Origin of the sequence: Edaphosphingomonas fennica, assembly GCF_003034225.1 — a bacterium.
In the GTDB taxonomy this organism is placed as follows: Bacteria; Pseudomonadota; Alphaproteobacteria; order Sphingomonadales; family Sphingomonadaceae; genus Sphingomonas_E; species Sphingomonas_E fennica.
The window spans coordinates 1-26,624 of the sequence record NZ_PHHF01000043.1 but is presented as its reverse complement, the minus strand read 5'-3'; the positions used below and the strand labels follow the sequence as shown (position 1 = coordinate 26,624).

Below are 26,624 nucleotides of genomic sequence, written 5' to 3'. Positions count from 1 at the left end.
CTCGGGGCCGGGCAGGCAACGGAACGGACGGTAATGATCCAGATCGATCGGCGCGGCGCATTCTCATGGTTGGCGGGCGGGACGGTGATGCTCGGCACGCTGCCGGGTGTCGCGCGCGCCATGCAGGCCGCCCTATCCGGCAGCAGCGTGGAGGAGGCCGTCGCCAAGCTGCGCCCCGGCCAGTTCATCTGGGCGCCCGATGTCGCGCCCGACGGCCCGGTGATGATCATCGTCAGCCTCGAAAAACAGCGCGCCTACGTCTATCGCAACGGCGTGCTGATCGGCGTTTCCACCGTATCGACCGGCAAGAAGGGGCATGAAACGCCCACCGGCGTGTTCACCGTCCTCCAGAAGGCTAAGGACCATAAGTCCAACCTCTACAACAATGCGCCGATGCCCTTCATGCAGCGGCTGACCTGGGACGGCATCGCCATGCACGCCGGCAGCCTGCCGGGCTATCCCGCCTCGCATGGCTGCATCCGCCTGCCCATGGCCTTCGCCCGCCAGCTCTACGGCGTCACCTCGCTCGGCCTCACCGTCGTCATCACCCGGAACGGGGAGGTGCCGCGCGTGGCCCCCACGCCCGATGCCCTGCGCGCCGATGGCGGGACGGTGGCGACGGACGGCGACAGCGGCAAATGGGAGCCCAATCTCGCCCCCACCGGCCCGATCTCGATCGTCATCAGCGCCAAGGACCTCAAGCTCATCGTGCTGCGCGACGGCGTGGAGATCGGCCGCACCCCGATCACCATCGACGGGCCTGTCGCCGAGACGACGGCCTATACGCTCCGCGCGATCGAGGGCGATCAGTATCACTGGCTGCAATTGCCGCTGCCGGGGCAGACGGTGTCGCCCAATCAGGAGCTGCTGCCCGAGGAGCGCAAGCGCCTGCACGTCCCCGAAGGCTTCCGCGCCCGTCTCGCTGCCATCCTCGCGCCCGGCACTACCGTCGTCCTCACGCCGGACAGCCTGAAATCGAGCGGATCGGGCAAGAAGCTCACCGTCATCAAGGGCGAGGACATCAAGGATCCGGGCGACCGTTATTGAAGCATGAGTTCGGGAATATAGCATAAGGCGGCCACGCCCCTGGGGAGCGAGGGGTGGCCTGCATGTCCATTCAAATCATTGGGGAATTTCATGAACAGGATCCTGTCGACATGCGCCTGCGCGCTGGTTGGGCTGGCGCTGGCGCCTGCGGCCCAGGCGTCGGTCTATTCCGACGATCTCGACCGTTGCGTGGTCAGGCAGACCTCCACGGAGGACAAGGCGGCGATGATCCGCTGGATATTCTCGGCGCTGTCGGGGAATCCCTCGCTGAAATCGATGGTGAACGTCACCGATCGGGAACTGGCCGAAAGCGATGTGAAGATGGCCGCGACGGTGGAGCGTCTGCTGCTCGCCGATTGCCGGAAGGAAGCGGTGCAGGCGGTGAAATATGATGGCCCTCACGCCATCGAGACCAGCTTCGGGCTGCTGGGCCAGATCGCGATGCGGGAATTGATGGCGGAGGAAAATACGGCCCAGCAAGTCGGCAAGTTCGCCGAGCATCTCGACGAGGATAAATGGGCCGCCTTCAATGCGGAGGCCGACATTCCAAAGGCTTCCGCCGCCGCGCCGGCAAAATCCAGATAAAGACGGGCGACGAAGCGAGGGGGCCGGAACGGCCGGCCCTCAATTCTCCGCGCTGCCGGCGATATCGAAGAGGGACCGATATTGCCGGGGCTGGGATCGCAGATACTGGTGGGGAGCATGCACCCGCGCGCCCAGTTGGGCGGCCGCATGCCACGGCCAGCGGGGATCGTAGAGGATCGTCCGCGCAAGCGCGATGAGATCGGCGTCGCCCGTGCCGACGATCGCCTCGGCCTGCTCGGGATCGGTGATCAGCCCCACCGCCACGACCGGCATGGAAACCGCCTGCTTGACCGCACGGGCCAGCGGCACCTGATAGCTCGGCCCCACCGGGATCTGCTGGCGCGGGTCCAGCCCGCCGCTCGATACGTGGATGGCGGCGCAGCCGCGCGCTTCCAGCGCCTGGGCGAAGGCGATGGTCTGCTCCGCATCCCAGCCGCCAGCCACCCAATCGGTGCCCGATACCCGCATCGTCACCGGCCGGTCGGCGGGGAAGGCCTGCCGCACGGCATCGAACACCTCAAGCGGGAAGCGCATCCGGTTTTCCAGGCTGCCGCCATATTCGTCCTCCCGCCGGTTGGACAGCGGCGAGAGGAACTGGTGGAGCAGATAGCCGTGCGCGCCATGGATCTGGATCGCATCGATGCCGATGCGGGTCGCCCGGCGCGCGGCATCGGCGAAGGCGTCGCGCACCCGTGCCAGACCAGCTTTGTCCAGCGCCAGCGGGGCATTTTCGTCGTCGGCGAAGGGATAAGGCGACGGCGCCACCGTCTGCCAGCCATTGGCGTTGCCGGGCGCGATCTGCCCACCGCCCAGCCAGGGCAGGTCGGTCGATGCCTTGCGCCCGGCATGGGCGAGCTGGATGGCGATCGGCATGTCGGAATGGCGGCGGACGCTCGCCAGCGTCTCCGCCATCGCCTGCTCGGTCGCGTCGTCCCACAGCCCGACGTCGGCATAGCTGATCCGGCCTTCAGGCAGCACCGCCGTCGCCTCGATCGTCAGCAGCGCCGCGCCCGAAAGGGCGAGATGGCCGAGGTGGATCAGGTGCCAGTCCGTCATGCGGCCGTCGACCGCCGAATATTGGCACATCGGTGCGATGACGATGCGGTTGGCCAGTTTCAGCCCGCCAATGTCGATCGGCTCGAAAAGTCTGGGCGCGTTCATGTGTTGCTTCCCTGCCGCGATTCCACGGAAATGGTAGCAGCCTCGCGGGAATGTCGCGAATGCTGGATTTCCGGTCCTCCTCCCGCACCCGGCGCGGGGTCGCGGCCGCCATCATCGTCCGCCCGAGCCTGTTCGCCTGGCCCGCCGGCCGGGCGGAAGCCGCGCCGCATCCAGCCGCGGCGGCCCCGTGTCACGGCGCTGGCCGCTCTATGCGCACGATCTTCAGCCGCCGTTCGCGGCCGTCGCGGTCCGGCCACAGGATGGAGCTGCCGGCCCGCATGCCGATCAGCCCGGCGCCGACATGGGTGAGGATCGATATCTTGCCGGCCTCGATATCGGCTTCCTGCGGATAGACCAGCTCCACCGTCCGGCTCGCGCCGCTGCCCTCGTCGATGAAGCTGATGCGCGAATGCATGGCCGCGGTGTCGGGCGGCAAGCTGGCCGCGTCGCATATCTCGGCGCGGTCCAGCTCCGCCATCAGCAGGCGGGCCAGCTCCGGCTGGCTATGCTCGGCGCGTATCGCGATGCCGGCGATGGCGTCATATTCGCTGTCGATGATGTGCAGGGGCGGCCGGGTGGACGGCGGGATATCGGTCTTGGTCACGGGCGGAGCCTTTTCGGGAATGGGAACGGGACGGCCACGCCCACGGACGGGCGGCCGCTTTTCGGTTTCGAAAATGAAAGTCCCGGGCCTGGGCCGGACGCGCGCCTGCTGTCAGACCCGGGCTAGATGCGCGCCGGAAGCTGCCCCGAATGATGGCGATGTCGCCGTTGCCGCGCCGTTATCATGCCCGCATTGATGCGGGAGGGTGGGGGGCAAGTCAATGATGGGGGAAGGGGTGCCGCCAGCGGGGGATCATCCTTCCAGGTCCAGCGCCGCGCGCACCCGTTCCGATGCCGGTGCCGCCAGCACGTCCGCCGGCCGGCCCTGTTGGAGCATTGCGCCCTGGTCGATCACCACCAGCCGGTCGGCCAGCGCCGTCGCTTCGTCGAGGTCGTGGGTGACGAGGATGATCGGGGCCCGCACCCGGCCGCGCAGCTCGGCCAGTTCCTCGCGCAGGCGCCGGCGGGTGCGGCGGTCGACGGCGGAGAAGGGTTCGTCCAGCAGCAGCGCCTCGGGCTCGCGGGCGAGCGCGCGGGCGAGCGCCACGCGCTGCTGCTGGCCGCCGGAAAGCTCGGCCGGCCGCCGCTGCTCCAGCCCGTCGAGATGGACGAGCGCCAGCAGCTCGGCCGCCCGCCGCAATCTTTCCCCGCGCGGCCGGCCTTCGATGGCGGCGGCCACGTTGCCGATCGCGGTCAGGTGCGGGAACAAGGCATAGGATTGGAACACCAGCCCCACCCGGCGGCGATGCGGCGGCAGGCGGATGCCGGCGGCGCTGTCCAGCCAGGTTTCGCCCCGGCAGGCGATGCGGCCGGCGGCGGCGCGGTCCAGCCCGGCGATCGCGCGCAGGATCGTCGTCTTGCCGGCGCCCGAGGGGCCGATCAGCGCGACCAGCTCGCCGGGCGCGCAGGTGAAATCCACCGCGATCGGCACCGGCCGCGCCATGGCCAGAGATACGCCGAGCCCCTCAGCCACGGCGCCGCCCGATCCGGCCGGAGAGGCCGTGGACGATCAGGATGGCGATGATGGAGATCAGGAGGAGCAGGAGGGACATGGCGCCCGCCGCCTGATTGTCGAACGCCTGAACCCGATCGTAGATGGCCAGTGCCGCCGTGCGCGTTTCGCCGGGGATCGAACCGCCCACCATCAGCACCACGCCGAATTCGCCCAGCGTATGGGCGAAGGTGAGCACGAAGGCGGAAAGCACGCCCGGCCATGCCAGCGGCAGCTCGATCCGCCAGAAGGTCGCCCAGGGGGTGAGCCCGCTTACCCAGGCCGCCTCGCGGATGTCGGCGGGAAGCGCCTCGAAGGCGCGCTGCATCGGCTGGACGGCGAAGGGGATGTTGATCAGCACCGATGCCGCCAGCAGGCCGTGGAAGCTGAAGGCCAGGCCGTGGCCGAACAGGTCGGTCCACAGCTTCCCCAGCGGCGAGGCGCCGCCGAAGGCCACCAGCAGATAATAGCCCAGCACCGTGGGCGGCAGCACCAGCGGCAGGGCGACGGCGGCCTCGAACAGCGGGCGGGAGCGGCGGGCATGGAAGGCCAGCGCCCGCGACGCGACGAGGCCGATCGGCAGCAGCAGCGCCGCCGTCCACCCGGCCAGCTTCAGCGACAGGGCGAAGGCGGTCCAGTCCACTCAGCGCGGCTTGCTTTGGCCCGTCCGGGGCAGGGTGAAGCCGTAATGATCGAGCAGCTTGTGCGCCTCCGGGCTCTGCATGAAGGCGTAGAAGGCGCGCGCCGTCTCGCCCGCGCCCTTCATCAGCACGGCGCGCTGCCGCAGCGGCTTGTGCCATTCGGCTGGGATCAGGGCGAAGCGGCCGGCCGCCTGCACCTGCGGCGTCATCGCCAGCGAAAGCGGGATGATGCCGCCGTCTGCCGATCCGCTGGTGGCGAACTGGGTGGCCTGCGCCACATTCTCGCCCAGCACCAGCCGGGGCTGGATCGCATCCCACAGCTTCGCCGTGGTCAGCGCCTCGCGCGCGGCGCGGCCATAGGGGGCATGTTCGGGATTGGCGATGGCGAACTTCTTCAGCCGCCCGTCGCGGATCGCGGCGGCGAGATCGGCGAGCCTGCCGTCGGCCTTCACCGGCGATCCCCTGGGCGTGAACAGGCCGATCCGGCCGGTGGCGTAGAGCGTGCCGCCATCCACCGTCCGCCCCGCCTCCGCCAGCCGCGCGACATAGCTTTCGTCGGCGGAAAGGAAGAGCTGGAAGGGAGCGCCGTTCAATATCTGCTGGGTCAGATTGCCCGATGCGCCGAAGGTCAGCTTCACCGTCCGGCCCGTCTTCCTGCGGAACAGATCGGCGATCTGGGGCAGGGCGGCGTTGAGGTCCGCCGCCGCCGCGATCGCGGGCTCGTCGGCCGGCGCGGCGATCGCCGCCGGGGCCAGGGACCCCGCAAGGGCGAATGCCCCGGCCAGCGCCAATATCGCCCGGCGCCCAAAGGATTGCATGGCCGGCCTCCCCAATCTGAACATGCCCCGCATCATAAGGACCATTATATACAGCCAGCTATAGCGCGATAGCATGGCCGGGCATCAGAAAACCTTGCGGAACGTCAGGTTGTAGCGCGCCCGGCCGGTCAGTGGATGCGCGCCGTCCGCCACCGGCTCCACGCCATGGAAGGCGAACCGCGCCGGCCCGCCCCATACCGCCACATCGCCGTGGACGATCCTGATCCGGCGCGGCCTGTCGCTCCTTTTCTCGCCGCCCCACAGGAAGGTGGCGGGCAATCCCAGCGAGACGGAGACGATCGGCGCCGCCCGGTCCCGCTCGTCGCGATCCTGATGCAGCGACAGCCGCGCGCCGGGCTCGTATCGGTTGATCAGGCAGGCATCCGGCGCGAACCCGGCAAAGCCCGCCGCCGCGGCGGCCCGGATGGCGAGATCGGTGAAGATATCCGGCATGGCCGGCCAGTGCCGCCCGCTTTCCGGGTCGATCGGATCGTAGCGATAGCCCCGCCGATCGCTGACCCAGCCGACGCCGCCGCAATTGCTCATCGCCACCGACATCCGCCGGCCGCCGGGCGTGACGAGGTGACGCGGCGGGGCGTCCGCCAGCACGCCCTCGATCGCGGCAAGCAGATCCCGGTCCATGTCGCGGGCGAATCCGCCCAGCACCATCGCGCCGGGGCTTAGCGCCTGATCGCGCGGCTCGGCGTCGAACAGGTCGGTGCCGGCCGACATCTCCTCAGGCCGCGTCATGCAGGATGATCCCCAGCATGTGCCGCCGGCCGCTGCGAACGCTGCTGACGCCGTGGCGCATCGTGACGCGATAGTCGCCCCGGCCGCCCGCGATCGGCCGCTGGTTCACCGCGAAGACCACCGCATCGCCCTGCGCCAGCGGCACCACCTCGACCCGCGATTGCATGCGCGGCCGCTGCTCGGTCAGCACGAACTCACCGCCGGTGAAGTCCGCGCCCGGCGCCGAAAGCAGGATCGCCGCCTGCAGCGGAAACACATGTTCGCCATAGAGGTCCTGATGCAGGCAATTATGATCGCCCGGCCCATAGCGCAGCATCAGCGGCGTGGGCCGCGCCTGCCCCGCGGCGTGGCAGTGGGCGAGGAAATCGCGATGCTCCTCCGGGAAGCGCGCCGCCAGCCCCATCCGTTCCTGCCAGCGATTGGCGATGGGCGCGAGCAGGCGATAGAAGGCTGCGCGCAGCGTTTCGACCAGCGGGGGCAGGGGATAAGCGAAATAGCGATATTCGCCCCGGCCGAAGCCGTGCCGCGCCATCGTCACCGTGCTGCGGAAGCCGGCCGGCCGGTCATACAGCCCCGCCATGTCCGCGCAGCCGGCTGGATCGAGCAGGCCGGGCAGCAATGCCCAGCCGCCGCCGTCCAGCCCGGCGGCGATCGCCTGCCTGTCGATGGCCTCGATCCGATGCCTTGTCATGTCCCGTCGTTCCATCGGCCTTCCCTGGCGGGAACGCGGCAGGCCCGCATCCCGCCGCTTGCGATCAAAGCACGAAGGCGAGCTGCGCCTGGGCGGCCGACTGCTCATCCTCGAAATTGGAGAGGGTGACGCCCAGCAGCCGCACGCTCTTCACCAGCGGGAAGATGGTGCGGACCAGATCGACGCTGACGGCATGCAGCATCGCCTGGCTGTCGATCGTGGCGGGAAGGGTGCGGCTGCGGGTGATCTGCTGGAAATCGGCATATTTCACCTTCACCGTCACCGTCCGTGCGGCGGCCCGCGTGCGTTCGCACCAGCCCCACACCTCGTCCGCCATGGCGCGGACGCCATTTTCCACCGCCTCCGCCGTGGCGAGATCCTCGAAATAGGTGGTTTCCGATCCGCTGGATTTGCGCGGCCGGTCTGGCGTCACCGGCCGATCGTCGATCCCGCGCGCGATCGCATGATACCAGGCGCCCGACTTGCCGAAATGCCGGCGGAGCCATTCCGCGTCCTTCGCCCGCAGGTCCGCGCCGGTATGGATGCCGAAACGGTTGAGCTTTTCGGCTGTGCGCGGGCCGATGCCGTGGAAGCGGCCGACCTCCAGCCCGGCGACGAAGGCCTCGCCCTGCGCCGGGGTGATGACGCACTGGCCGTTGGGCTTGTTCTGGTCCGAAGCCAGCTTGGCGAGGAACTTGTTGTAGGAGATGCCGGCCGATGCGGTGAGCCCGGTTTCCGCCAGGATGCGGGCGCGGATGGCTTCCGCCGTGGCGGTGGCGGAAGGCAGCTGCTGGCGGTTGGCCGTCACGTCCAGATAGGCTTCGTCCAGCGAAAGCGGCTCCACCAAATCGCTATATTCGGCGAAAATCTCCCGAATTTGCCGCGAAACGGCCTTGTAGACATCGAAGCGCGGGCGGACGAACACCAGCTCCGGGCATTTGCGCGTCGCCGTGACCGAAGGCATCGCCGATCGCACGCCATAGCGCCGCGCCTCATAGCTGGCGGCCGCCACCACGCCCCGCGCGCTGGAACCGCCCACCGCCACCGGCCTGCCGCGCAGTTCCGGGGAATCGCGCTGTTCCACCGAGGCGTAGAAGGCGTCCATGTCGATGTGGATGATCTTGCGCGTCACTGCTGGCCGTTCCGGCTGGCCCATGGCTTCCCTTTTGGAACATCATAGGAACAAAGGGCCTTCGAGTCACCCCGACAAAGGGCTTTCGTCGAAGGAAATGGCATTTTCGTCGTATGCCCTTGCGCGTTCGCAGTCCCGAAATGCGTGCTCGTCGCGCGGGCGTGGCCGCCTTTCCGGCGATGCGGCACGAGGCATGATGGCCCGAATAACGGGCAAAGGTCGCCAAAACAGGGGGTTGGGAATGGAGTGGATGCTGCTGCCGCTCAAACGTTATGCCGATTTCAACGGTCGTTCGAGCCGCAGGGAATTCTGGATGTTCGCCGCCCTCCACGCCCTTGTCGCCTTGCTCTTCTATGTTCCGCTGTCGGGCATTTTCTTCCGGGGGATGGCCGGCGTCCTGCCGGCTACGCTCGGGGTGATTGTGCCGCTGCTGGGCCTCTATGTGGCGGTGATGTTCGTGCCGGGGCTGGCCGTGCAGGTCCGTCGCTTCCACGATCTGGGGCGTCCGGGCTGGATGGTGCTGATCGGTTTCGTGCCCGTCGTCGGCGTCTTCGCCATCCTCTATTTCATGTGCCTGCCGGGGACGAGCGGACCCAATCGTTACGGTGCCGATCCCGTGGCGGAAGACGTGGCGATCCGGCCTTGAAGCCGGCTTCCCGCATGTCGCGGCTTCACCCATAAATTGTGCCCGGTTAGCCGCCGGGCCACAAGCTGTTGCGAGACTATCCCCAGATTTGTCGATCACGGCCCACTTTCCGGGTAGCCATGCCGGGGCCGATTGAATAGGCTGCCTTCATGTTCGGAAAGGGTGCCGCAGCGTTCGATCCGGTTAGCCGTTCGGCGTCGGATCAGGCGGCCCGGAACTGGCGGGGCCGATCTATGGATAAGGGTGCGGGGATGCCCGCGATTGTCGGGAATATGGGCACAGGCCGGAAGGCGAATCAGCGATGACCGCGCCGGGCTGGACCCTGATCGTGCCGATCGCCGTGTTCAACATCGTGATCGGCCTGTGGACGCTGCGTGACGCCGCGCGCCACAATCACTATATAAAGAGCCGCATCGGCGCGAACGACCCGCTGTTCGAGGAACATAGCCGCCACCCCGATTTTCCGGGGCTGAAGGAAGTGAGCTCCGCCCGCGCCAAGGGCATCATCCTGCTGCTGTCCGGCGTGGTGCTGCTGATGCTGCTCTATCTGCCCTGGGCCGGATGACGGCGGCCCACGAATTCCGCGCCGAGGCGCCGGCCATTGCCGGTCCCTCGGCGGACCAAGCCATTACCGCCCGGCCCGGCCGGGACTGACGAAGGGACGAAGACCATGCCTCTCCTCCAGGCCTCCCGCACCTACAAGCCCTTCGAATATCCGTGGGCGTTCGAATATTGGAAGCGCCAGCAGCAGCTCCACTGGCTGCCGGAGGAGGTGCCGCTGGGCGAGGATTGCCGCGACTGGGCGCAGAAGCTCGACCAGTCGGAACGCAACCTGCTGACGCAGATCTTTCGCTTCTTCACCCAGGCCGATGTCGAGGTGCAGGATTGCTACCACGACAAATATGGCCGCGTGTTCAAGCCGACCGAGATCAAGATGATGCTGACCGCGTTCAGCAACATGGAGACGGTGCACATCGCCGCCTACAGCCATCTGCTCGATACGATCGGCATGCCGGAAACCGAATATTCGGCCTTCCTCCAATATAAGGAGATGAAAGACAAGCACGACTATCTGTCCCAGTTCGGCGTCGACACGGACGAGGACATCGCCCGCACGCTGGCCATGTTCGGCGGCTTCACCGAAGGGCTGCAGCTCTTCGCCAGCTTCGCGATGCTGATGAACTTCCCGCGCTTCAACAAGATGAAGGGCATGGGCCAGATCGTGTCGTGGAGCGTGCGCGACGAAAGCCTGCACTGCGACGGCATCATCCGCCTGTTCCACGCCTTCGTGAAGGAACGGAACTGCCTGACGCCGGCGGTGCGCGACGACATTCTCGACCAGTGCCAGAAGACGGTGCGGCTGGAGGACGCCTTCATCGACCTGGTGTTCGAAATGGGGCCGGTGCCCGGCATGACGCCCAAGGACATCAAGAAATATGTCCGCTACATCGCCGACTGGCGGCTGGGGCAGCTCGGCTTCAAGCCGATCTACATGATCGACGAGCATCCGCTGCCGTGGCTCGCCCCGCTGCTGAACGGCGTGGAGCACGCCAATTTCTTCGAAACCCGCGCCACCGAATATTCCAAGGCCGCGACGCGCGGCAATTGGGGCGAGGTGTGGGACGCCTTCGATCGCCGCAAGGCCGCGCATAACGGGCCGGCCGCCAATGAGGATGCCGGCGGCGAGGATATGTTCAGCCGCGCCGGGGTGGCCGCGGAATAAGGGATGGAAAGGGCCGGCGGCGGTTCGACCGCCGGCCTTCCGTTTCAGCCGCGCGGGCGGCTCCGCGCATAGGCCTGGGTGCCCTGCGTCAGCACCCTGTCCTCGGCCAGCACCGTTTCGGGATCGAGATCCTCAATCCCCTCCAGCTCGGCATAGAGCGGGGCGAAATCCGTCTCCAGCGTGCAGCGCAGCAGCTCCTCGAAGCTCGGGATGACGAAATAGGTCTGCTGATAATCGTCGATGCGGTAGCGGGTGCGCATCACGCGCCGGAGATCGAAGGCGATGCGGTTGGGGCTGGGATCGTCGAGCGCGAACAGGCTTTCGCCCCGGCTGGATACGATGCCCGATCCGTAGATGCGGAGCGCGCCTTCCTCCTCCACCAGCCCGAATTCCACCGTATACCAATAGAGCCGCGCCAGCTTGTGCAGCGCGCCGAAGCCCAGCGATCTGAGGCCACCCTGGCCATAAGCCTGCATATAATCGGCGAAAACCGGATCGGCGAGCATCGGCACATGGCCGAACACGTCGTGAAACACGTCCGGTTCCTGGAGATAATCGAGCTGGTCGGCGCGGCGGATGAAATTGCCGGCGACGAAACGGCGGTTGGCGAGATGGTCGAAGAATATGTCGTCGGGCACCAGCCCTGGCACGGCGACCACGCGCCAGCCGGTGGCGGCCATCAATCGTTCGGAAAGCTCCTCGAAATTGGGGATGCCCGGGCGCGACAGCCTGAGCACGTCCAGCCCCCGCAGCCACGCCTTGGAGGCGCGTCCGGGCAGCAATCTTGCCTGGCGTTCGAACAGCGTGTCCCACACCGCATGTTCCTGCGGCGTGAAGCGTTCCCAGTTCTGATCAATCGTCCAGTCGGCGGCGGCGCCCTCCGGCGGGCGTTCCAGCGTTAGTTCCATGGGCCCGAGTGTAGCAGCCTCGGGCGGCGAGGGGAAATGGCGGCCCGGATCATGGGGGTGGCCTTCATGGCGGCATGACGGGCGCCGCCGGGCGGGCTTATGATGGGGCTCGCCTGGCGGGAGGCCCTGATGATAACGGTCCACCATCTCGAAAATTCGCGATCCCACCGCATCCTCTGGCTGATGGAGGAACTGGGGCTCGATTATGCGATCGAACGCTACAAGCGGCGCGACCGGCTGTTTTCTCCGCCGGAATATGAACGGCTGCACGGGCTCGGCAAGGCGCCGGTCATCACCGACGGGGGCAGGGTGGTCGCCGAATCGGGGGCGATCATCGAATATGTGATCGAGGTGCACGGCGGCGGGCGGCTGCGGCCGCCGGTCGGCAGCGACGATTGGGTGCGCTATCTCCAATGGATGCATCTGATCGAGGGATCGGTGATGCTGCCCTATATCATGGGCATCTACCTCGAGATGCTGGGGCCGGCCGGCGCGCCGATCCATGAACGCATCCATGGCGAGATCGATCGCCATTTCGGCTTCATGGAGCGGGAGCTTTCCGGCCGGGACCATGTGGTGGGCGATGCGCTGACGGGCGCGGACATCCAGGCCGCCTTCGTGATGGAGGCGGCGTCGCTGCGCGGCATGCTCGATCCCTATCCCGCGCTCCGCCGCTATCTGGCGCTGATGCAGGCCCGCCCGGCCTACCGGCGGGCGCTGGAGAAAGGCGGGGCGCACGACCTGGACGATCTGCGCAAAGGCTGGCAGGGCCGGGACTGAACCCCGGCCCCGCGCACCCGCGTCAGGCTTCGGCCTTCCAGCGCAACTGCCGTTCCTTCAGCGCCAGGAACAGGGCCATGGCGAAGGCGAAGCTGGTGACGGCGCTCATCGGGAACCAGATCCAGTTCCATTTCATGCCGGCGCGCCGCCCGTCCACGATCGTCCAGGGGATGAACAGCACGGCATTGGCGAACAGCAGGTCCTGCCCGCCAGAGGCGGACGCCGGATTGACGAACAGCAGCCGCACCCAATTGGCCCAGGTCGCCTCGTCGCCATATTCGCGCATGAAGCGGAAGTTGAAATACCAGCCGACCAGCAGGGCCGCGATCGCGATCAGGTAATAAAAGCCCTCCAGCGCGGAAACGCCGCCCGCCCGGCGCGAAAGGAGGTGGCGGTTGGGATAGATGGTAAGCGCAATCGCCACGAGGCCGATCGCGACGTAGAACAGCTCCTTCATCGTCATGGCATGTCTCCCCCCGGCCGGTTCGGACGACCGGCCTTATCCGAGGCTATGGGAGAAAACGGGGCAGCGCCAGCACGGGCGTAGGGCGGGGGCGGACGTCGATGCGGGCGCTTAGAAGGCAGCCCTTCGAATTTGGCCCCCATCAGGGGCACCGCCCCATCGCCACCTGAACGTGTTTCAGGCGCCATCTCTCCAAACCGAGCTTGGTGTGCGTCGATGGATGGATGCTGAAACAAGTTCAGCATGACGGATGGGGGCCGCCGGCCTTTTGCTTATCCGCCTTCCAAAGGGCGCGGCATTGCGCCGCGACCTATCCCGCCGCCGCCACGATCGCCTGCCATTCGGCCTCGTCGATCACGCGGATGCCGAGTTCGGCGGCTTTCTTGAGCTTTGAGCCCGCGCCGGGGCCGGCCACCACCAGATCGGTCTTGCTGGAAACCGATCCCGCCGTCTTCGCGCCCAGTGCCTCGGCCTGGGCCTTGGCTTCGTCGCGCGACATGGTTTCGAGGCTGCCGGTGAACACCACCGTCTTGCCGCTGACCTCCGAGGCGCGGGTCTGGTGGATCACGGGCTCGATCGTCACCTGCGCCAGCAGATCGGCCAGCACCTCCTGATTGTGGGGCTCGTCGAAGAAATCGACCAGCGCCTGCGCCACCTCCGGCCCGACGCCGGCCGTCTCGACGATGGCGGCAAGTTCCTTGGCGGTGCGGGCGCGGAACTTCTCGTCGGTCTCGCCCACCGCCTGCACCAGCTCCGCGCGGCGGGCGCGGGCGGCGTCGATCATCGCGGTCAGCGCATCCCAGGTGGAATAGCGCCGGGCCAGATCGCGCGCCGTCACCTCGCCGACATGGCGGATGCCCAGCGCGAAGAGGAGGCGATCGAGCGGCGGCGTCCGGCGCGCATCGATCGCGCGGATCAGATTGTCCACCGAGGTTTCGGCCCAGCGCTCGCGCGCGATAAGCGCCTCGCGCCTTTCGTGGAGGCGGTAGATGTCGGCAGGCGAATGGATCAGGCCGTCCCGGAAGAAGGCCTCGATATGGGTGAGGCCCAGCCCCTCGATGTCCAGCGCATGGCGGCTCACGAAATGGCGCAGCCGCTCGACGCGCTGGGCGGGGCAGATGAGGCCGCCGGTGCAGCGCCAGTCGACCTCGCCTTCCTCGCGCGCCAAAGCCGATCCGCATTCGGCGCATTGGGTGGGGAAGTGCCATGGCGCGCGCGGCTCCTCGCGCGTCAGGTTGGCGACGATCTGGGGGATCACGTCGCCGGCGCGCTGCACCACCACCCGGTCGCCGGGGCGCACGCCCAGCCGCTCGATCTCGTCGGCATTGTGGAGCGTGGCGTTGGTGACGACCACGCCGCCCACCGTCACCGGCTCCAGCCGGGCGACAGGCGTGATCTTGCCGGTGCGGCCCACCTGCGTGTCGATCGCGCGCAGCGTCGTCTGCGCCTGTTCGGCGGGGAATTTGTGGGCGATGGCCCAGCGCGGCGCGCGGGCGACGAAGCCCAGCCGTTCCTGCAGGTCGAGCCGATCGACCTTGTAGACCACCCCGTCGATGTCGAAGGGCAGATCGGCGCGTTCCGCCTCGATCGCGCGATAATGGGCGAGCATCGCCGCCACGCTATCGACCAGCACGAGCGCGTCGGAAACCGGCAGGCCCCAGCCGGCGATCGCGCGCATCACGCCATATTGGCTGTCGGCGGGCAGGGCCGAGACCTCGCCCCAGCCATGGGCCAGGAAGCGCAGCGGCCGGGCGGCGGTGACGGCGGCATCCTTCTGGCGGAGCGATCCGGCGGCGGCGTTGCGCGGGTTGGCGAACTGGCGGGCCTTTTCCGGGTCGGGCGCCTCGGCCAGCAGGCGGGCGTTGAGCGCCCGGAAATCGGCCTTGGCCATATAGACTTCGCCCCGCACCTCGAACAGGTCGGGCGCGCCGGCCGGCAGGCGGTGCGGGATATCGGCGATGGTGAGCACGTTGGGGGTCACATCCTCGCCCACCTGGCCGTCGCCGCGCGTGGCGGCCTGGACGAGGCGGCCGTTTTCGTAGCGGATCGAGCAGGAAAGACCGTCGATCTTCGGTTCGGCCGTCATCGCCACGGGAACGTCGTCCGCCAGCCGCAGGAAGCGGCGGATACGTTCGACGAACTCGGCCACGTCCTCGTCGGCGAAGGCATTGTCGAGGCTCAGCATCGCTTTGGCATGCGTCACCTTGGCGAGCGGCCCGCTCGGCGTGGAACCCACCGCGCGCGAGGGCGAATCGGCCCGCACCAGATGCGGGAAGGCCGCCTCGATCGTGTTATTCTCGCGCACCAGCGCGTCGAATTCGGCGTCGGAAATCTCGGGCGCGTCATTGTCGTGATAGAGCGCATTGTGGCGGGCGATCTCGGCAGCCAGCCATGCCAGCCGCTCGGCAGCGGCGAGCGCATCGGTCGGGAACGGGGGCGTCGTCATGGCCCTGCGCTAGAACATTTCGGGAGTCGGAGGGAGCCGGTTTTTGGGCGCCGGCATGGGCGCGCGCGGCTTCGTCGATGAAAGCGTCGATTTCGTCGTTTCGCCGGAACATCCATCGCGCCGCCGCGCGGGGCGGTCGCGGGTGCGGGGCGATGCGGCGCGCGCCTGCCTATGGCTGCCCCCGCGCCGGACGGGAAACGATCGGCATGGCGGCGATCCCGCGGGGAAGCGGGGGCCGGGCCGGAAACAGGCCATGCCCAAGCCGCGACGGGCGCGTGCCCGAAAACCGGAATCACATGGGAAGGACATAGAATGACCAGCAATCATGTTCGCACCGCGGCCACCTGGTTCGCCGCCCTGTTCACGACCAGCCTGTTCGTGACGGCCGCGACATCCTTCGCGCAGGGGCCGCTGCACCAGATGCTCTGATGCGATATGCGCCGCCCGGCGCCGGCGTGGGGCCGGCCCCGGGCGCGCGAACCCTGTCCCCTCAGTTCAGGCCGAGCGCGGAATCCACGACCTGCGAATAGCTTGGCCCCACCTGCACCTCGGCCCCGTCCTCCAGCACCAGCGCGATCGAACGGTTGGCGCGGCGCACCTCCATCACCCTTTCCGGCCGCACGAAGGCCGAACGGTGGACGCGGATCAGGCCGCTGCCGGCCAGCTTCTCCTCCAGCGCGCTCATCGTCGTCCGCAGCATGTGGCTGCGCATCTCGGTATGCAGCAGCACATAATCGCGCGCGGCCTCGATCCAGTTGATCGTCTCCAGCGGCACGCGGCGCTGGCCGTGGCGCTCGGGAATCCAGAAGGCGGCGTCGTCCCGCGATTCCGCCGCGCTGGAACGGAGCGTCTGCACCTGCTCCTCCAGCACGTCCACGCGCTCCGCCTGTTCCCTCAGCACGCGCCGCCGCCGCGCGCGCTCCACCGCCTGGCGCAGGCGATCGAAGCGGATCGGCTTCAGCACATAATCGGCGGCATCCACGTCGAAGGCATCGGGGGCATAATGTTCGTGCGCGGTGACGAACACGATCTCCGGCCGCGGATCGACATCGATGTCGGCGGCCGTGCGCAGCCCGTTGCGGCCGGGCATCTGGATATCGAGGATGACGAGATCCGGCTTCAGCGTGACGATCGCTTCCAGCGCTTCCTCGCCGGTCATCGCCTGGCCGACGACTTCGGCGCCGTCGACATTGGCGAACAGCGCCTTCAGGCGATCGAGGGCAAGCACCTCATCATCGACCAGCAGCACGCGCATTATACCGTCCACCCCCAACACATCGCCCCCACACGCCGATTCCGCCCATATCAGAAATGCGGCTTCCCCGCATCAGCGCGGAAGGGGCAATCCCTGTTGGCGGTGCAGCAGGGCGGCCACGACATCCTTGTCGATCGGCAGGCAGATGCGGGCCAGGAAGCCCGCGCCCACCGGCTCCGCCACCAGGCTCGCCCGTTCCCCGTAAAGCGCCGCCAGCCGCCGCCGCACGTTGCGCAGGCCGACGCCGGTGGCCGTCGATTTCACCGAAGGCAGGCCCGCGCCGCCATCATTGGTGATGACGATGCAGAGGTCGCCTTCGTCCACCACCGCGTCGATCGCGATCGTCACCGGCTGGGCGGAGCGGGCCACGCCATATTTCACCGCATTTTCCACCAGCGGCTGGATAAGGAGGCCCGGCACATGGACGGCGCGGGCTTCCGGCGTGCAGCTAATCTCCACGCGCAGCCGCTCGCCGAAGCGGACGGCCTCGATCGAGAGATAATCGGCCATCAGGTCCAGCTCTTCCTCCAGCGGGACCAGCTCGGTCGGGTTGCAGGCGAGCGAGGCGCGCAGGAAGCTGGAGAGCTTGTCGGTCATCTCCTCCGCATCCTCGTTCCGGCGCGTCACGATCAGCGAGGAGATGGCGTTCAGCGTGTTGAACAGGAAATGCGGGTTGAGCTGGAGCCGCAGCGCCTCCAGCTCCGCCTGCCGCGCGGCGGTCTCAGCGGCGGCGAGCTGGCGTTCGCGGGTCAGCGAACGGCGGCGGGAGAAGGAGAACTGGAACAGCGCGACATTGACCGAGAAGACGCAGAGATAGTTGAGCAGCGATTGCGAGGCGCGCTTGAAATCGACCGGGATCGCCAGCCAGTTGCCGCCGAGGTTGCGGGCGCCCCAATCCGTGAACTTCAGATCGAAGATGGTGCTGGCCAGCGCCATGCCGATCGTGGCGGCGACCATCAGCACTAGACGCGGGCCGCCCTGCCAGTCCGCCGTGCCGCGAAACAATATGAACAGGAGCAGCCCGAGGCCGATCGAAAGGCAGACGGTGGAGGAATCGATCGCCACGCCCACCCAGTCCCCCGGATGGCGCGCGATGATGCCCGGCATGAAGACGAGCAGCATGAACAGCCATAGTCCGATCGTGAGCGGCACGGCATCGGCCCATCGCGCATCGGATTTCGCGGCTGGCATGAACGTGGTGACCCCCCGGTGGGTATGCGAGCCGTTCTGCCCCAAAATCACGCTTTCGTCACGCAGTGCGAGTTCCATGCCGGGGGTTTTTGGCAGTCCGGCAGCAACTGGCCACATCAGCGGGACGAAATTGACGGTCCGCGCGACGAATCTGCGCTCCTGCGGCCCCTGGCCATCATGGTCGCGCGGGCGGGAGCCCTCGCCGCAGCGGCCGTGCGATCGGCGGCGCCGGGGTTAGGACTATCGCCATGCATCGCCCTCGCGGTGCATCGGCGCGGATGTATCGCGCCGCCAGTTGCGGAGCGTATCATGGAAACGAGCAGGACGGTGGGTGGCCGTCTGCGCCGTTCCGGCCGGCTTGTTCGCTGGCTGGCGGCGGCGGGCGCCACCGCAATGACGACGCTGGCCCTGGCGGGCGAGCCGATGACGATGGGCGCCGGCCCGGCCGAGGCATCGACCGCCGCGCCGGCGGCGATGGCGGCGGCCCCCGCCCCCGCCCCCGCCCCCGCGGAACGGTGGCAGCCCGCCGATGTCGCGGCCTTGCTGGAGGAAATCGACGCGGCGCCGGGCGAAGGGCTGGATGCCGCGCCCTATGGCGGCGACGCGATAAGGCGGGAAATGGCGAGCGGGCAGGGCGGTGCGGTGCTGGATGCGCTCGCGGATGCCGCCGCGCTCAGGCTTGCCGGGGACTATCTCAACGGCCGGATCACCGATCGGGCCGGGTTCGACTGGCATATCGAGCGGACGGATGCCGATCCCGCCCGCCTGCAGGCCGGCCTGCGCCAGGCGCTCGCCGCCGGGCAGGTGCGGCCGTGGCTGCGGTCGCTGCTGCCGGCCGATCCGCGCTATGCCGCGCTGCGCGAGGCGCTGGCGGCGACGCCGCCTGCGGATGCCGGCCGGCGCGACCGGCTGGCGGCCAACATGGAACGCTGGCGCTGGCTGCCGCGCGATCTCGGCGCCGATCACATCTATGTGAACGTGCCGAGCTACACGCTCGACCTCGTCGACGATGGGAAGCCGGTGTCGAGCTACACCGTCGTCGTCGGGGCGCCGGCCACGCCCACGCCGCAGATCGCGATGGCGGCAAGCTCCGTCGTGGTGAACCCCTGGTGGAACGTGCCGGCCAGCATCATCCGCTCCTCGCGGCTGCGGCCGGGGGCGGTCAATCCGGCGAGGGGTTATGAATTCTATCCGGTCGGCGGCGGGCGTTATGCGGTGCGCCAGCGGCCGGGGCCGGGCAATGCGCTGGGCCGCATCAAGATCGACATGCCCAATGCCCATGCGATCTACCTGCACGACACCCCGGCCAAGGCCTATTTCGACAAGCCTTCCCGGGCGTTCAGCCATGGCTGCATCCGGGTGAAGGATATCGATCGGCTGGCCGAGGAGATGGTGCGCCTGGATCATGGTCGCACCGCCGATATCGAGCGGGGCCTCGCCGGGCGGACGACCACGACTGTGAAGCTCGACACAGCCCGGCCGGTCTGGCTGGTCTATTTCACGGCCCAGGCCGGGCCGGACGGCAAGGTCGCCATGCTGGAGGATCCCTATAATCGAGACTCCCGATTGATCGCACGCCTCAACGGTCCGATGCGGCTCGCATCGCGCTGACAGGGCGTCCTCGATCAAACCCCCGAAGCATGTGGGGACGGGCCTGTCGAAAGCCTTTCAGGAGGCGGACGGCAGGCCCGGCTTTTTTTGGGGAACGCGAAACGCGCGGATCAGGATCGCGTGCCGAAACCGAAATCGAGGAAGCTCGGGATCGGCCCGTTCCAGCCTTCGCCGGGGCTATCGTCCGCCGGGCGGCGTTCGCGACGCGGGGCAGCGGCAGCCGCCCTGGCCGGACGTTCCTCGCGGCGGGGCTTTTCCTCGCGCCGGGGCTGATCCTCGGCCTTGGCGCGCTTCGGTTCGGCATCGGCGCGCTTCGGTTCGGTATCGGCGCGCTTCGGTTCGGTATCGGCCCGCTTCGCTTCGGCCTCGGCCGGCTTCGCCTTGGCGCCACGGGCGCGGCGGGCGGGCTTTTCCTCGGCGGCGGCAGCGGGCGCCCTGGCGGGTTTCGCCTCGCCGATCCTCGGGATCTTCTGCTGGGCCAGCTTCTCGATATTCTCGACCGCCTCGGCATCGTCGGGCGTGACGAGGGTGAAGGCCTTGCCGGTGGCACCGGCACGGCCGGTGCGGCCGATGCGGTGGACATAATCATCGGGGTGCCAGGGCACGTCGAAATTGAAGACGTGGCTCACGCCCTTGATATCGAGCCCGCGCGCGGCGACGTCCGACGCGACGAGGATGTTGATCTCGCCATTCTTGAACCGGTCCAGCTCGCGCAGCCGCTCGCTCTGGTCCATGTCGCCATGGATCTGGCTGGCGTGGAAGCCGTGGCGCTGCAGGCTGGTGGTCAGCTCGCGCACGGTCGTCTTGCGGTTGCAGAAGATGATCGCGGTGCGCACGTCGTCGGCGCTCAGCAGGTTGCGCAGCACCTCGCGCTTGGCGCGGGGCTGGCATTCGACGAGCTTCTGCTCGATCGATGCGTTGGCGGTGCCGACGCGGGCCACCTCGATCCGCTTCGGATTGTTGAGGAAGCGATCGGCCAGCTTCTTGATCGGCGCCGGCATCGTCGCGGAGAATAGCAGGGTCTGCCGCTGGGCCGGCAGCTTGGTGCAGATTTCCTCGATATCGGGGATGAACCCCATGTCGAGCATCCGGTCCGCCTCGTCGATCACCAGCAGGCTGCATCCGGTCAGCAAGATCTTGCCGCGCTGGAACAGGTCCATCAGCCGGCCGGGCGTCGCGATCAGCACGTCCACGCCCTTTTCCAGCGCCGCCACCTGATCGCCCATGTTCACGCCGCCGATCAGCAGCGCCATGGAGAGCTTGTGATACTTGCCGTACTTCTCGAAATTCTCGGCCACCTGGGCGGCCAGCTCGCGCGTCGGCTCCAGGATCAGCGATCGCGGCATCCGCGCCCGGCTGCGGCCATGGGCGAGGATGTCGATCATCGGCAGCACGAAGCTGGCCGTCTTGCCGGTGCCCGTCTGGGCGATGCCGATGAGGTCCTTCATCATCAGCACGGGCGGGATCGCCTGGGCCTGGATGGGAGTCGGCTCGTCATAGCCGGCTTCGGCCACGGCGCGCAGGAGTTCGTCAGAAAGGCCGAGATCGGCGAAAGTCATAAGCGACCTGGAAATGTGGCGGTGTGCGAGAACGACGCCGCTCCTTCCGGGGCGCTTGGGCGGAAGGGCGCGATTTGTCAAGCGGAACGGGCGATTCGGCCGCTCGAAGAGCTACTTCTTCTTGCCTTCGACCGGCGTGAGGGTGCGGAAACGGCGAATCTGGCATTCGCCGCCGGATCGGGCGTGGATGCTGTCCCGCCCCGCGCAGATGCGCCGATCCTCGGTGGGGCGGATGTAGAAGCCGTTATAATAATCGAGCGCGGGGCATTCGTCCTCGAACTCCGCCCGCACGCGGCCGCCGCCGCGCAGGATGATGTCGACGCTGTCCTCCTCCACCGCGGTGGCGCCCGCCACTTCCGACATGGGCAGGCATTTCGGGCCCTTGCCTTCCTTCCATTCGATCGGGGCGATGGCCTGGCGGCCGCGGGTGGGCACGCGGATGATCACGCTTTCCCGAATCGTAAGCTGGGCGAATCGCGCCGTCACGGCGGCGGATTCGGGTGGGGGCGCCGCGCCGCTCGACAGCAGCAGCGCGGACAGCAATTCCGCCCCGATCATGAATTCGCCCGCATAATGGCTGGCATCGATTCCCCGTCGCGGTTGAACAAGAGCTTAATTGGATGTCGTTTCCGTTGGGCGAAGCCGCCGCTATAGCGTTCGACGATGGTTTCGTCTCCACCCGACCCCGCATTCCTGGAATGCCTGGCGAACCGGCTGGGGCCGCGCGGCTTCACCGCCGATCCCGCCGATATCGATCCCTGGACGATCGATTGGCGCGGCCGCGTGCGGGGAAGCGCGGTGGCGCTGCTGTCGCCCGCCGACACCGCGGAAGCCGCCGATATCGTGGCGATGTGCGCGGCCGCCGGCGTGCCGCTGGTGCCGCAGGGGGGCAATACGTCGATGGTCGCGGGCGCCACGCCGCCGGCCAATGGATCGGCGCTCATCCTGTCCACCCGGCGCATGCGAGCGATCCGTTCGATCTCGGCGGCCGATGGCGTGGCGGTGGTGGAGGCGGGCGTGGTGCTCGCCGATCTCCACGATGCCGCCGCCGTTCACGGCCTGCGCTTCCCCTTGTCGCTCGCGGCCAAGGGATCGGCCACGATCGGCGGCCTCGTCTCCACCAATGCCGGCGGCACGCAGGTGCTCCGCTTCGGGCCGATGCGGTCGCTGGTGCTGGGGATCGAGGCGGTCCTGCCCGATGGATCGCGCTTCGACGGGCTTTCCGCGCTCCGCAAGGATAATCGCGGCTATGATTTGCGCCAGCTTCTCACCGGGGCGGAAGGCACGCTGGGGATCGTGACGGCCGCCAGCCTCAGGCTCGTGCCCGCTATCGGCCGGCGGGCCGTCGCCTGGGCCGGGCTGGATTCGCCGCAGGCCGCGCTGGCGCTGCTGCGGCGGCTGGAAGCGGCGACGGGGGAAGCGGTCGAAAGTTTCGAGCTGGTGCCGGACGACGCGCTGGACCTTGTGATCCGCCACATCCCCGGCAGCCGGGCTCCGCTTGGCGGCGCCCATCGCTGGCATGCCCTGATCGAGGCGACCGCGCCGCAGGGGGCCGCCGATCCCGCCGATGCCCTGGGCCAGGTGCTGGGCCAGGCCATGGCCGATGGCGGGGTGGGGGATGCCACGATCGCGGCCAGCGAGGCGCAGGCCGAGGCCTTGTGGCGGCTGCGCGAATCCATCTCGGATGCCGAGCGGGCGGACGGCATGGCGGCGAAACACGACATATCCGTTCCCGTTTCGGCGATGCCTGACTTCATCCTTTCGGCGCGCGTGGCGGTGGAGGCGGCCTTCCCCGGCACCCGCGTCATCGCCTTCGGCCATCTTGGCGACGGCAACGTCCACTTCAACGTCCGCGCCCCGGCCGGCATCCCGGCCACGGGGGCGGAGGGGATGGCCTGGCTCGCGGAAACCGGCGCCGCCGTCAGCCGGATGGTCAACGACCTCACCGTCGCGGCCGGCGGATCGATCTCCGCCGAACATGGCATCGGCCAGACCAAGCTCGCCGAATATGCCCGCCTCGCCGATCCCGCCCGGCTGGCGGCGCAGCAGGCGATCAAGGCCGCGCTCGATCCCCGCTGGCTGATGAATCCGGGCAAGTTGGTGCCAAGGTAAAAGCAGCCGAAGATCCAGGCGGAACTTGCCTCCCGGCGCGAGGGGCCATAGACGAACCGGCTCACAGGTCCGGGAATCCTTCCCGGGCCGCAAAGACAGGTTCGGGAGACCTCATTACATGGCGAGCGCACCGCCGAGCGGCCTGCCGCTTTTCTACAACCAGCTCCAGCCGCTTTCGAGCAGCCTCCACGCCGATTATGTCCTGCGCCAGCGGGATAGCGTGCCGTTCCTGGCCGGCGTCCATGCGGTGCCGCTGACGGTGGAGGAATTCGGCCTCGCCCAGCGCCACTATCCGATCGTCTTCTCGTCCGGTCCCAATCCGGTTCCGCTCGCGCTGATGGGCCTGAACGAAGGCGTGAACATGTTCGTCGGCGAAGACGGCAAGCTGGCGGGCGATGCCTATATCCCCGCTTATGTCCGCCGTTACCCGTTCATGCTCGCCAAGCTGCAGCCGAACAGCGAGGAGCTTTCGCTCTGCTTCGATCCCACGTCCGACACGGTGGGCCAGGGCGGCGAGGGCGCGGCGCTGTTCGCCGACGGCCAGCCTTCGGATACGACCAAGGGCATCCTGGGTTTCTGCGAGCAGTTCGAGCAGGCCGGCCAGCGCACCGCCGCCTTCATGCAGGAACTGGTAGATCTGAAGCTGCTGATCGACGGCGAAGTCTCGATCCAGCCGGAAGGCGCGCCGCAGCCCTTCATCTATCGCGGGTTCCAGATGATCGCGGAGGACAAGCTGCGCGAACTGCGCGGCGATCAGGCTCGCAAGCTGATCCAGTCCGGCCTGCTGGCGCTGGTCTATGCCCACCTTTTCTCGCTTTCGCTGATCCGCGATCTGTTCGCGCGCCAGCTCCAGGCTGGCAAGGTTCCGGCCCAGCAGCCGCAGCTGCAGGTCTGATCGTCATCCCATCCCGGATCGGCGGGTTCGATCCGGGCTTTCCCGCCGGGTGAGCGGGAATGAGCGGCGTCCGGTTTGCACCGGACGCCGCACTGCCGAAAAACTTGGTTGCAGATATTGAAATCGGGGGTGGCGAGGCATATCTTCCCATCAGTGCGCGGGCGTGTCCCCCTTTCGCGACCGCGCATGAGCGCGTCTTTTGACGCGCTTCCTCCCTGAACCTTGGCCACCTCGTGCCGCAATGCACGAGGTGGTTTTTTATGTGCCGCAGGTCATTCGGCGGCGCGGGCGAGGGGGGCGGAAAGCTCCTCCACCATCGCGGCCACCATTTCGGCGATCAGCGCGCGCATGCGGGGGAGGCCCTCGCCGGGGCCGCGCAGGTCGGGCGCGAGATAGGTGGAACGGTCCACCTCGATCTGGATGGCATGGATGCCGCGGGCGGGATGGGCCTGGCGGTCCAGCGTATGGCCGCCGGCATAGGGGCTGTTGCGCGCGCAAGGAAAACCATGCTCCTCCGCGATGCGGGTCAGGCGATCCATCAGGAAAGGCGGCGCGGTGCGGCCGTGGCGGTCGCCCAGCACGATCCGCGGGGGCTGGCCGCCGCCATGGGCCGGAAGCTGCGGCATGGAATGGCAATCGATCAGCAGCGCCACGCCAAAGCGGCGACGGGCTTCCTCCAGCGTGGAGGCAATGGCCGCGTGCCAGGGGCGATGATCCCTAAGGATGCGGGCCTCCAGCTCCTCCGCGTCCAGCCGCCGCGCCCATATCTCGCTCACGCCCGCCATCCGCCGGGGCACCAGGCCCAGCCCGCCCCTGACCTTGGTGCTCAGGATCACGTCATGCGCACGGGGCCGGGGATCGATCATGGTGGGGTCGATTTCCCGCTCGTCGCGGTTGAGGTCGATCCAGCAGCGCGGGCGGCGCGCGATGAAGGCGGTTGCGCCTGCGGCGACGGCCTCGTCGACGAGGAGGTCGGCATATCTGTCCTCCAGCGCCTCGAGCCTCGCCTGCGGCACGCGCGACATTTCCAGCAGCTCCGGCGGATAATCCCGCCCCGCATGAGGAACCGAAATCAGCACCGGGCAGGCCGGGGCAGTGGGGCCGAGACGGATGAAGCCTTCGGCTGTCTCAACGGATGAAATCGGCGGGCGCATGATGTGCAAACCTAAGCGGGCCGCCACCTGCGCGCAATCCGGGGCGTCGGTCTGGCCGTTGCGGACTGGAAAATTTTAACTGGCCGGCGCATAAGCAGCCACAGGCGCGGGCGGCGGGTCTGCCGCCTTGGGGACCGTGATGATTCGAATCCTGCTGGCCGAAGACGACGATTCGATGCGCGAATATCTTGCGCGCGCGCTCGATCGCTCCGGCTACAAGGTAACCGCGGTCGATCGCGGCACGGCGGCGCTGCCGCTGCTGGAAAGCCAGACGTTCGATCTGCTGCTCACCGATATCGTGATGCCGGAAATGGACGGGATCGAGCTTGCCCAGCGCGCGGCGGTGATCGCGCCCGCGATGCGGGTGATGTTCATCACCGGCTTCGCGGCGGTGGCGCTCAAGGGCGGAGCCGCGCCGCCCACCGCGAAGGTCCTGTCCAAGCCGTTCCACCTGCGCGACCTCGTGATGGAGGTCGACCGCATGTTCGAAGTGGGCAGCGCGACGGAAATCTGAGGATAAGGCGCAAAATTTTCGCAAACCGGCTTGCGCAGCCCCCGGCCCTTCGCTAGGGGGAGCGCCTCACGGCGGGCGTGTAGCTCAGTGGTAGAGCACTGTGTTGACATCGCAGGGGTCGCAAGTTCAATCCTTGCCACGCCCACCATGATAAGGCCTTGGAAATCTTCGGGTTTCTGAGGCCTTATTTGTTTCTATCCGGCCTGACCAACGCCGTTTCGCCGCTCCTGACACAATTTCAACACAGGAGCCGCCACATGGCGACTATTACGAAACGGAAGTCGGGTTGGTCTGTTCAGATTCGCCGCAAGGGATATCAACCCGAATATTGCACCCTCCCCACCAAAGCTGCTGCGGAAAAGTGGGCAAGGGAACGCGAATCTGAAATTGACAGGGGTGATGCTCCGGTCGATAGGAAAACGCTTCTGGCGACCACCCTAGGCGACCTGATGCGCCGCTACATGGATGAGATTACCCCGACTAAGAAAAGCGCCCACAGCGAGCAGTTGCGGATGACCAAGATGCTCTCCGCCCCGATGTGCGAGCTATCCCTGTTGGAGCTTTCGTCGGCACCGATATCGGCCTACCGGGATCAAAGATTGCTGACGGTGAAACCCGCTACCATCGCCCGCGAACTGTCGCTCATTCATAATGTGATCGACGTTGCGCGACGGGATTGGGGTTATCATCTACCAACCAATTCTATTGCCTTGGTTCGCAAGCCTCGCATTCAAAATGCTCGCGACCGTCGCCTACGTCCGGGCGAGCTAAAGCGATTGGAGGCAGCGCTTGCGGAAACCCGCAATCCCTTTATCCGTCCCCTGATCCTACTGGCTGTGGAAACAGCCCTCAGGCGCAGCGAACTGCTCAAGCTAGGGCCGGGACTCATAACCACCATGTGATGGCGGCGGCGAGGTGGATGCTGCCGAGGAAGACATCGGCGCGGCG

Annotated in this window: 27 protein-coding genes and 1 tRNA gene; 12 read left to right on the top strand and 16 right to left on the bottom strand. The window is 67.7% G+C overall.

Going from position 1 to position 26,624, the window contains the following annotated elements; genetic code table 11:
- Nucleotides 1-33: 33 nt before the first annotated feature.
- Entirely contained in the window at nt 34-1,047 is a 1,014-nt protein-coding gene (locus tag CV103_RS10315) for a L,D-transpeptidase (protein WP_015460039.1), read from the top strand.
- Nucleotides 1,048-1,137: 90 nt separating this feature from the next.
- A complete protein-coding gene (locus CV103_RS10310) occupies nt 1,138-1,632 on the top strand; it encodes a hypothetical protein (RefSeq protein ID WP_107394858.1) in 495 nt (164 codons plus the stop codon).
- Nucleotides 1,633-1,671: 39 nt separating this feature from the next.
- Here CV103_RS10310 and CV103_RS10305 read toward each other — a convergent pair whose 3' ends face one another.
- The 8 genes from CV103_RS10305 to dinB form a co-directional block, all read right to left on the bottom strand.
- Nucleotides 1,672-2,793 (bottom strand): NADH:flavin oxidoreductase/NADH oxidase, encoded by a 1,122-nt coding sequence (locus CV103_RS10305; protein ID WP_015460041.1) that lies wholly within the window; start codon nt 2,791-2,793, stop codon nt 1,672-1,674.
- A 190-nt stretch (nt 2,794-2,983) separates the two neighbouring features.
- A complete protein-coding gene (gene rnk, locus CV103_RS10300; protein ID WP_107394857.1) occupies nt 2,984-3,397 on the bottom strand; it encodes a nucleoside diphosphate kinase regulator in 414 nt (137 codons plus the stop codon).
- Nucleotides 3,398-3,649: 252 nt separating this feature from the next.
- The gene (locus tag CV103_RS10295; protein WP_245896760.1) at nt 3,650-4,369 is read right to left on the bottom strand and encodes an ABC transporter ATP-binding protein; all 720 of its coding nucleotides are present in this window, start codon (nt 4,367-4,369) and stop codon (nt 3,650-3,652) included.
- Entirely contained in the window at nt 4,362-5,030 is a 669-nt protein-coding gene (modB, locus tag CV103_RS10290; RefSeq protein ID WP_015460044.1) for a molybdate ABC transporter permease subunit, read from the bottom strand. The genes CV103_RS10295 and modB overlap by 8 nt, the downstream gene beginning before the upstream one ends.
- The gene (modA, locus tag CV103_RS10285) at nt 5,031-5,846 is read right to left on the bottom strand and encodes a molybdate ABC transporter substrate-binding protein (protein WP_107394855.1); all 816 of its coding nucleotides are present in this window, start codon (nt 5,844-5,846) and stop codon (nt 5,031-5,033) included.
- Nucleotides 5,847-5,930: 84 nt separating this feature from the next.
- Nucleotides 5,931-6,596, bottom strand: a complete 666-nt coding sequence (gene alkB, locus CV103_RS10280; protein WP_211314376.1) for a DNA oxidative demethylase AlkB — start codon at nt 6,594-6,596, stop codon at nt 5,931-5,933.
- Nucleotides 6,583-7,287, bottom strand: a complete 705-nt coding sequence (locus CV103_RS10275) for a 2OG-Fe(II) oxygenase (RefSeq protein ID WP_015460047.1) — start codon at nt 7,285-7,287, stop codon at nt 6,583-6,585. Before CV103_RS10275 ends, alkB begins: the two co-directional genes overlap by 14 nt.
- 64 nt (nt 7,288-7,351) lie before the next feature.
- On the bottom strand, nt 7,352-8,443 hold the full coding sequence (dinB, locus tag CV103_RS10270) for a DNA polymerase IV (protein ID WP_015460048.1): 1,092 nt from the start codon (nt 8,441-8,443) through the stop codon (nt 7,352-7,354).
- 217 nt (nt 8,444-8,660) lie between these two features.
- Here dinB and CV103_RS10265 point away from each other — a divergent pair, with 217 nt between their 5' ends.
- The 3 genes from CV103_RS10265 (at nt 8,661) to CV103_RS10255 (ending at nt 10,788) form a co-directional block, all read left to right on the top strand.
- Entirely contained in the window at nt 8,661-9,065 is a 405-nt protein-coding gene (locus CV103_RS10265; protein WP_015460049.1) for a DUF805 domain-containing protein, read from the top strand.
- A 301-nt stretch (nt 9,066-9,366) separates the two neighbouring features.
- Nucleotides 9,367-9,630 carry a hypothetical protein gene (locus CV103_RS10260; protein ID WP_015460050.1) on the top strand — a complete coding sequence of 88 codons (264 nt, stop codon included), beginning with the start codon at nt 9,367-9,369 and terminating at the stop codon, nt 9,628-9,630.
- A gap of 105 nt (nt 9,631-9,735) precedes the next feature.
- Nucleotides 9,736-10,788: a ribonucleotide-diphosphate reductase subunit beta gene (locus CV103_RS10255; RefSeq protein ID WP_015460051.1), complete on the top strand. Its 1,053-nt coding sequence runs from the start codon at nt 9,736-9,738 to the stop codon at nt 10,786-10,788.
- Between the two features lie 44 nt (nt 10,789-10,832).
- Here the strand turns inward: CV103_RS10255 and phhA are convergent, their stop codons facing one another.
- Complete coding sequence (gene phhA / locus CV103_RS10250; protein ID WP_107394854.1) at nt 10,833-11,696, bottom strand: phenylalanine 4-monooxygenase; 864 nt, start codon at nt 11,694-11,696, stop codon at nt 10,833-10,835.
- 129 nt (nt 11,697-11,825) lie between these two features.
- Between phhA and CV103_RS10245 the strand changes: the two genes are divergently transcribed.
- A complete protein-coding gene (locus CV103_RS10245; RefSeq protein WP_051128854.1) occupies nt 11,826-12,476 on the top strand; it encodes a glutathione S-transferase family protein in 651 nt (216 codons plus the stop codon).
- 22 nt (nt 12,477-12,498) lie between these two features.
- Here the strand turns inward: CV103_RS10245 and CV103_RS10240 are convergent, their stop codons facing one another.
- The 4 genes from CV103_RS10240 to CV103_RS10220 all read right to left on the bottom strand — a co-directional run bounded on the left by CV103_RS10240 (nt 12,499) and on the right by CV103_RS10220 (nt 17,909).
- Nucleotides 12,499-12,939 (bottom strand): DUF2834 domain-containing protein, encoded by a 441-nt coding sequence (locus tag CV103_RS10240; RefSeq protein WP_015460054.1) that lies wholly within the window; start codon nt 12,937-12,939, stop codon nt 12,499-12,501.
- A gap of 310 nt (nt 12,940-13,249) precedes the next feature.
- A complete protein-coding gene (gene ligA, locus CV103_RS10235) occupies nt 13,250-15,385 on the bottom strand; it encodes an NAD-dependent DNA ligase LigA (RefSeq protein WP_107394852.1) in 2,136 nt (711 codons plus the stop codon).
- Between the two features lie 490 nt (nt 15,386-15,875).
- A complete protein-coding gene (locus CV103_RS10225) occupies nt 15,876-16,640 on the bottom strand; it encodes a LytR/AlgR family response regulator transcription factor (RefSeq protein ID WP_015460057.1) in 765 nt (254 codons plus the stop codon).
- 72 nt (nt 16,641-16,712) lie between these two features.
- A complete protein-coding gene (locus CV103_RS10220; protein WP_015460058.1) occupies nt 16,713-17,909 on the bottom strand; it encodes a sensor histidine kinase in 1,197 nt (398 codons plus the stop codon).
- A 231-nt stretch (nt 17,910-18,140) separates the two neighbouring features.
- On the opposite strand from CV103_RS10220, the gene CV103_RS10215 reads away from it, so the two are divergent.
- The gene (locus CV103_RS10215; protein ID WP_107394850.1) at nt 18,141-19,442 is read left to right on the top strand and encodes a L,D-transpeptidase family protein; all 1,302 of its coding nucleotides are present in this window, start codon (nt 18,141-18,143) and stop codon (nt 19,440-19,442) included.
- A 110-nt stretch (nt 19,443-19,552) separates the two neighbouring features.
- On the opposite strand, the gene CV103_RS10210 is transcribed toward CV103_RS10215, so the two are convergent.
- Complete coding sequence (locus tag CV103_RS10210) at nt 19,553-21,001, bottom strand: DEAD/DEAH box helicase (RefSeq protein ID WP_107394849.1); 1,449 nt, start codon at nt 20,999-21,001, stop codon at nt 19,553-19,555.
- A gap of 111 nt (nt 21,002-21,112) precedes the next feature.
- The gene (locus tag CV103_RS10205; protein ID WP_015460061.1) at nt 21,113-21,559 is read right to left on the bottom strand and encodes a hypothetical protein; all 447 of its coding nucleotides are present in this window, start codon (nt 21,557-21,559) and stop codon (nt 21,113-21,115) included.
- Between the two features lie 105 nt (nt 21,560-21,664).
- Between CV103_RS10205 and CV103_RS10200 the strand changes: the two genes are divergently transcribed.
- Both CV103_RS10200 and CV103_RS10195 read left to right on the top strand, forming a co-directional pair.
- A complete protein-coding gene (locus CV103_RS10200) occupies nt 21,665-23,113 on the top strand; it encodes an FAD-binding oxidoreductase (RefSeq protein ID WP_107394848.1) in 1,449 nt (482 codons plus the stop codon).
- A gap of 118 nt (nt 23,114-23,231) precedes the next feature.
- Nucleotides 23,232-24,008 carry a SapC family protein gene (locus CV103_RS10195; protein WP_107394847.1) on the top strand — a complete coding sequence of 259 codons (777 nt, stop codon included), beginning with the start codon at nt 23,232-23,234 and terminating at the stop codon, nt 24,006-24,008.
- Nucleotides 24,009-24,280: 272 nt separating this feature from the next.
- On the opposite strand, the gene CV103_RS10190 is transcribed toward CV103_RS10195, so the two are convergent.
- On the bottom strand, nt 24,281-25,162 hold the full coding sequence (locus CV103_RS10190) for an N-formylglutamate amidohydrolase (RefSeq protein WP_107394846.1): 882 nt from the start codon (nt 25,160-25,162) through the stop codon (nt 24,281-24,283).
- A 139-nt stretch (nt 25,163-25,301) separates the two neighbouring features.
- On the opposite strand from CV103_RS10190, the gene cpdR reads away from it, so the two are divergent.
- The 3 genes from cpdR to CV103_RS10175 all read left to right on the top strand — a co-directional run bounded on the left by cpdR (nt 25,302) and on the right by CV103_RS10175 (nt 26,578).
- Nucleotides 25,302-25,676, top strand: a complete 375-nt coding sequence (cpdR, locus tag CV103_RS10185; protein WP_015460065.1) for a cell cycle two-component system response regulator CpdR — start codon at nt 25,302-25,304, stop codon at nt 25,674-25,676.
- Nucleotides 25,677-25,749: 73 nt separating this feature from the next.
- Nucleotides 25,750-25,824 (top strand) — tRNA-Val (locus CV103_RS10180).
- A 109-nt stretch (nt 25,825-25,933) separates the two neighbouring features.
- Complete coding sequence (locus CV103_RS10175; RefSeq protein ID WP_146163410.1) at nt 25,934-26,578, top strand: site-specific integrase; 645 nt, start codon at nt 25,934-25,936, stop codon at nt 26,576-26,578.
- Nucleotides 26,579-26,624 lie beyond the last annotated feature (46 nt).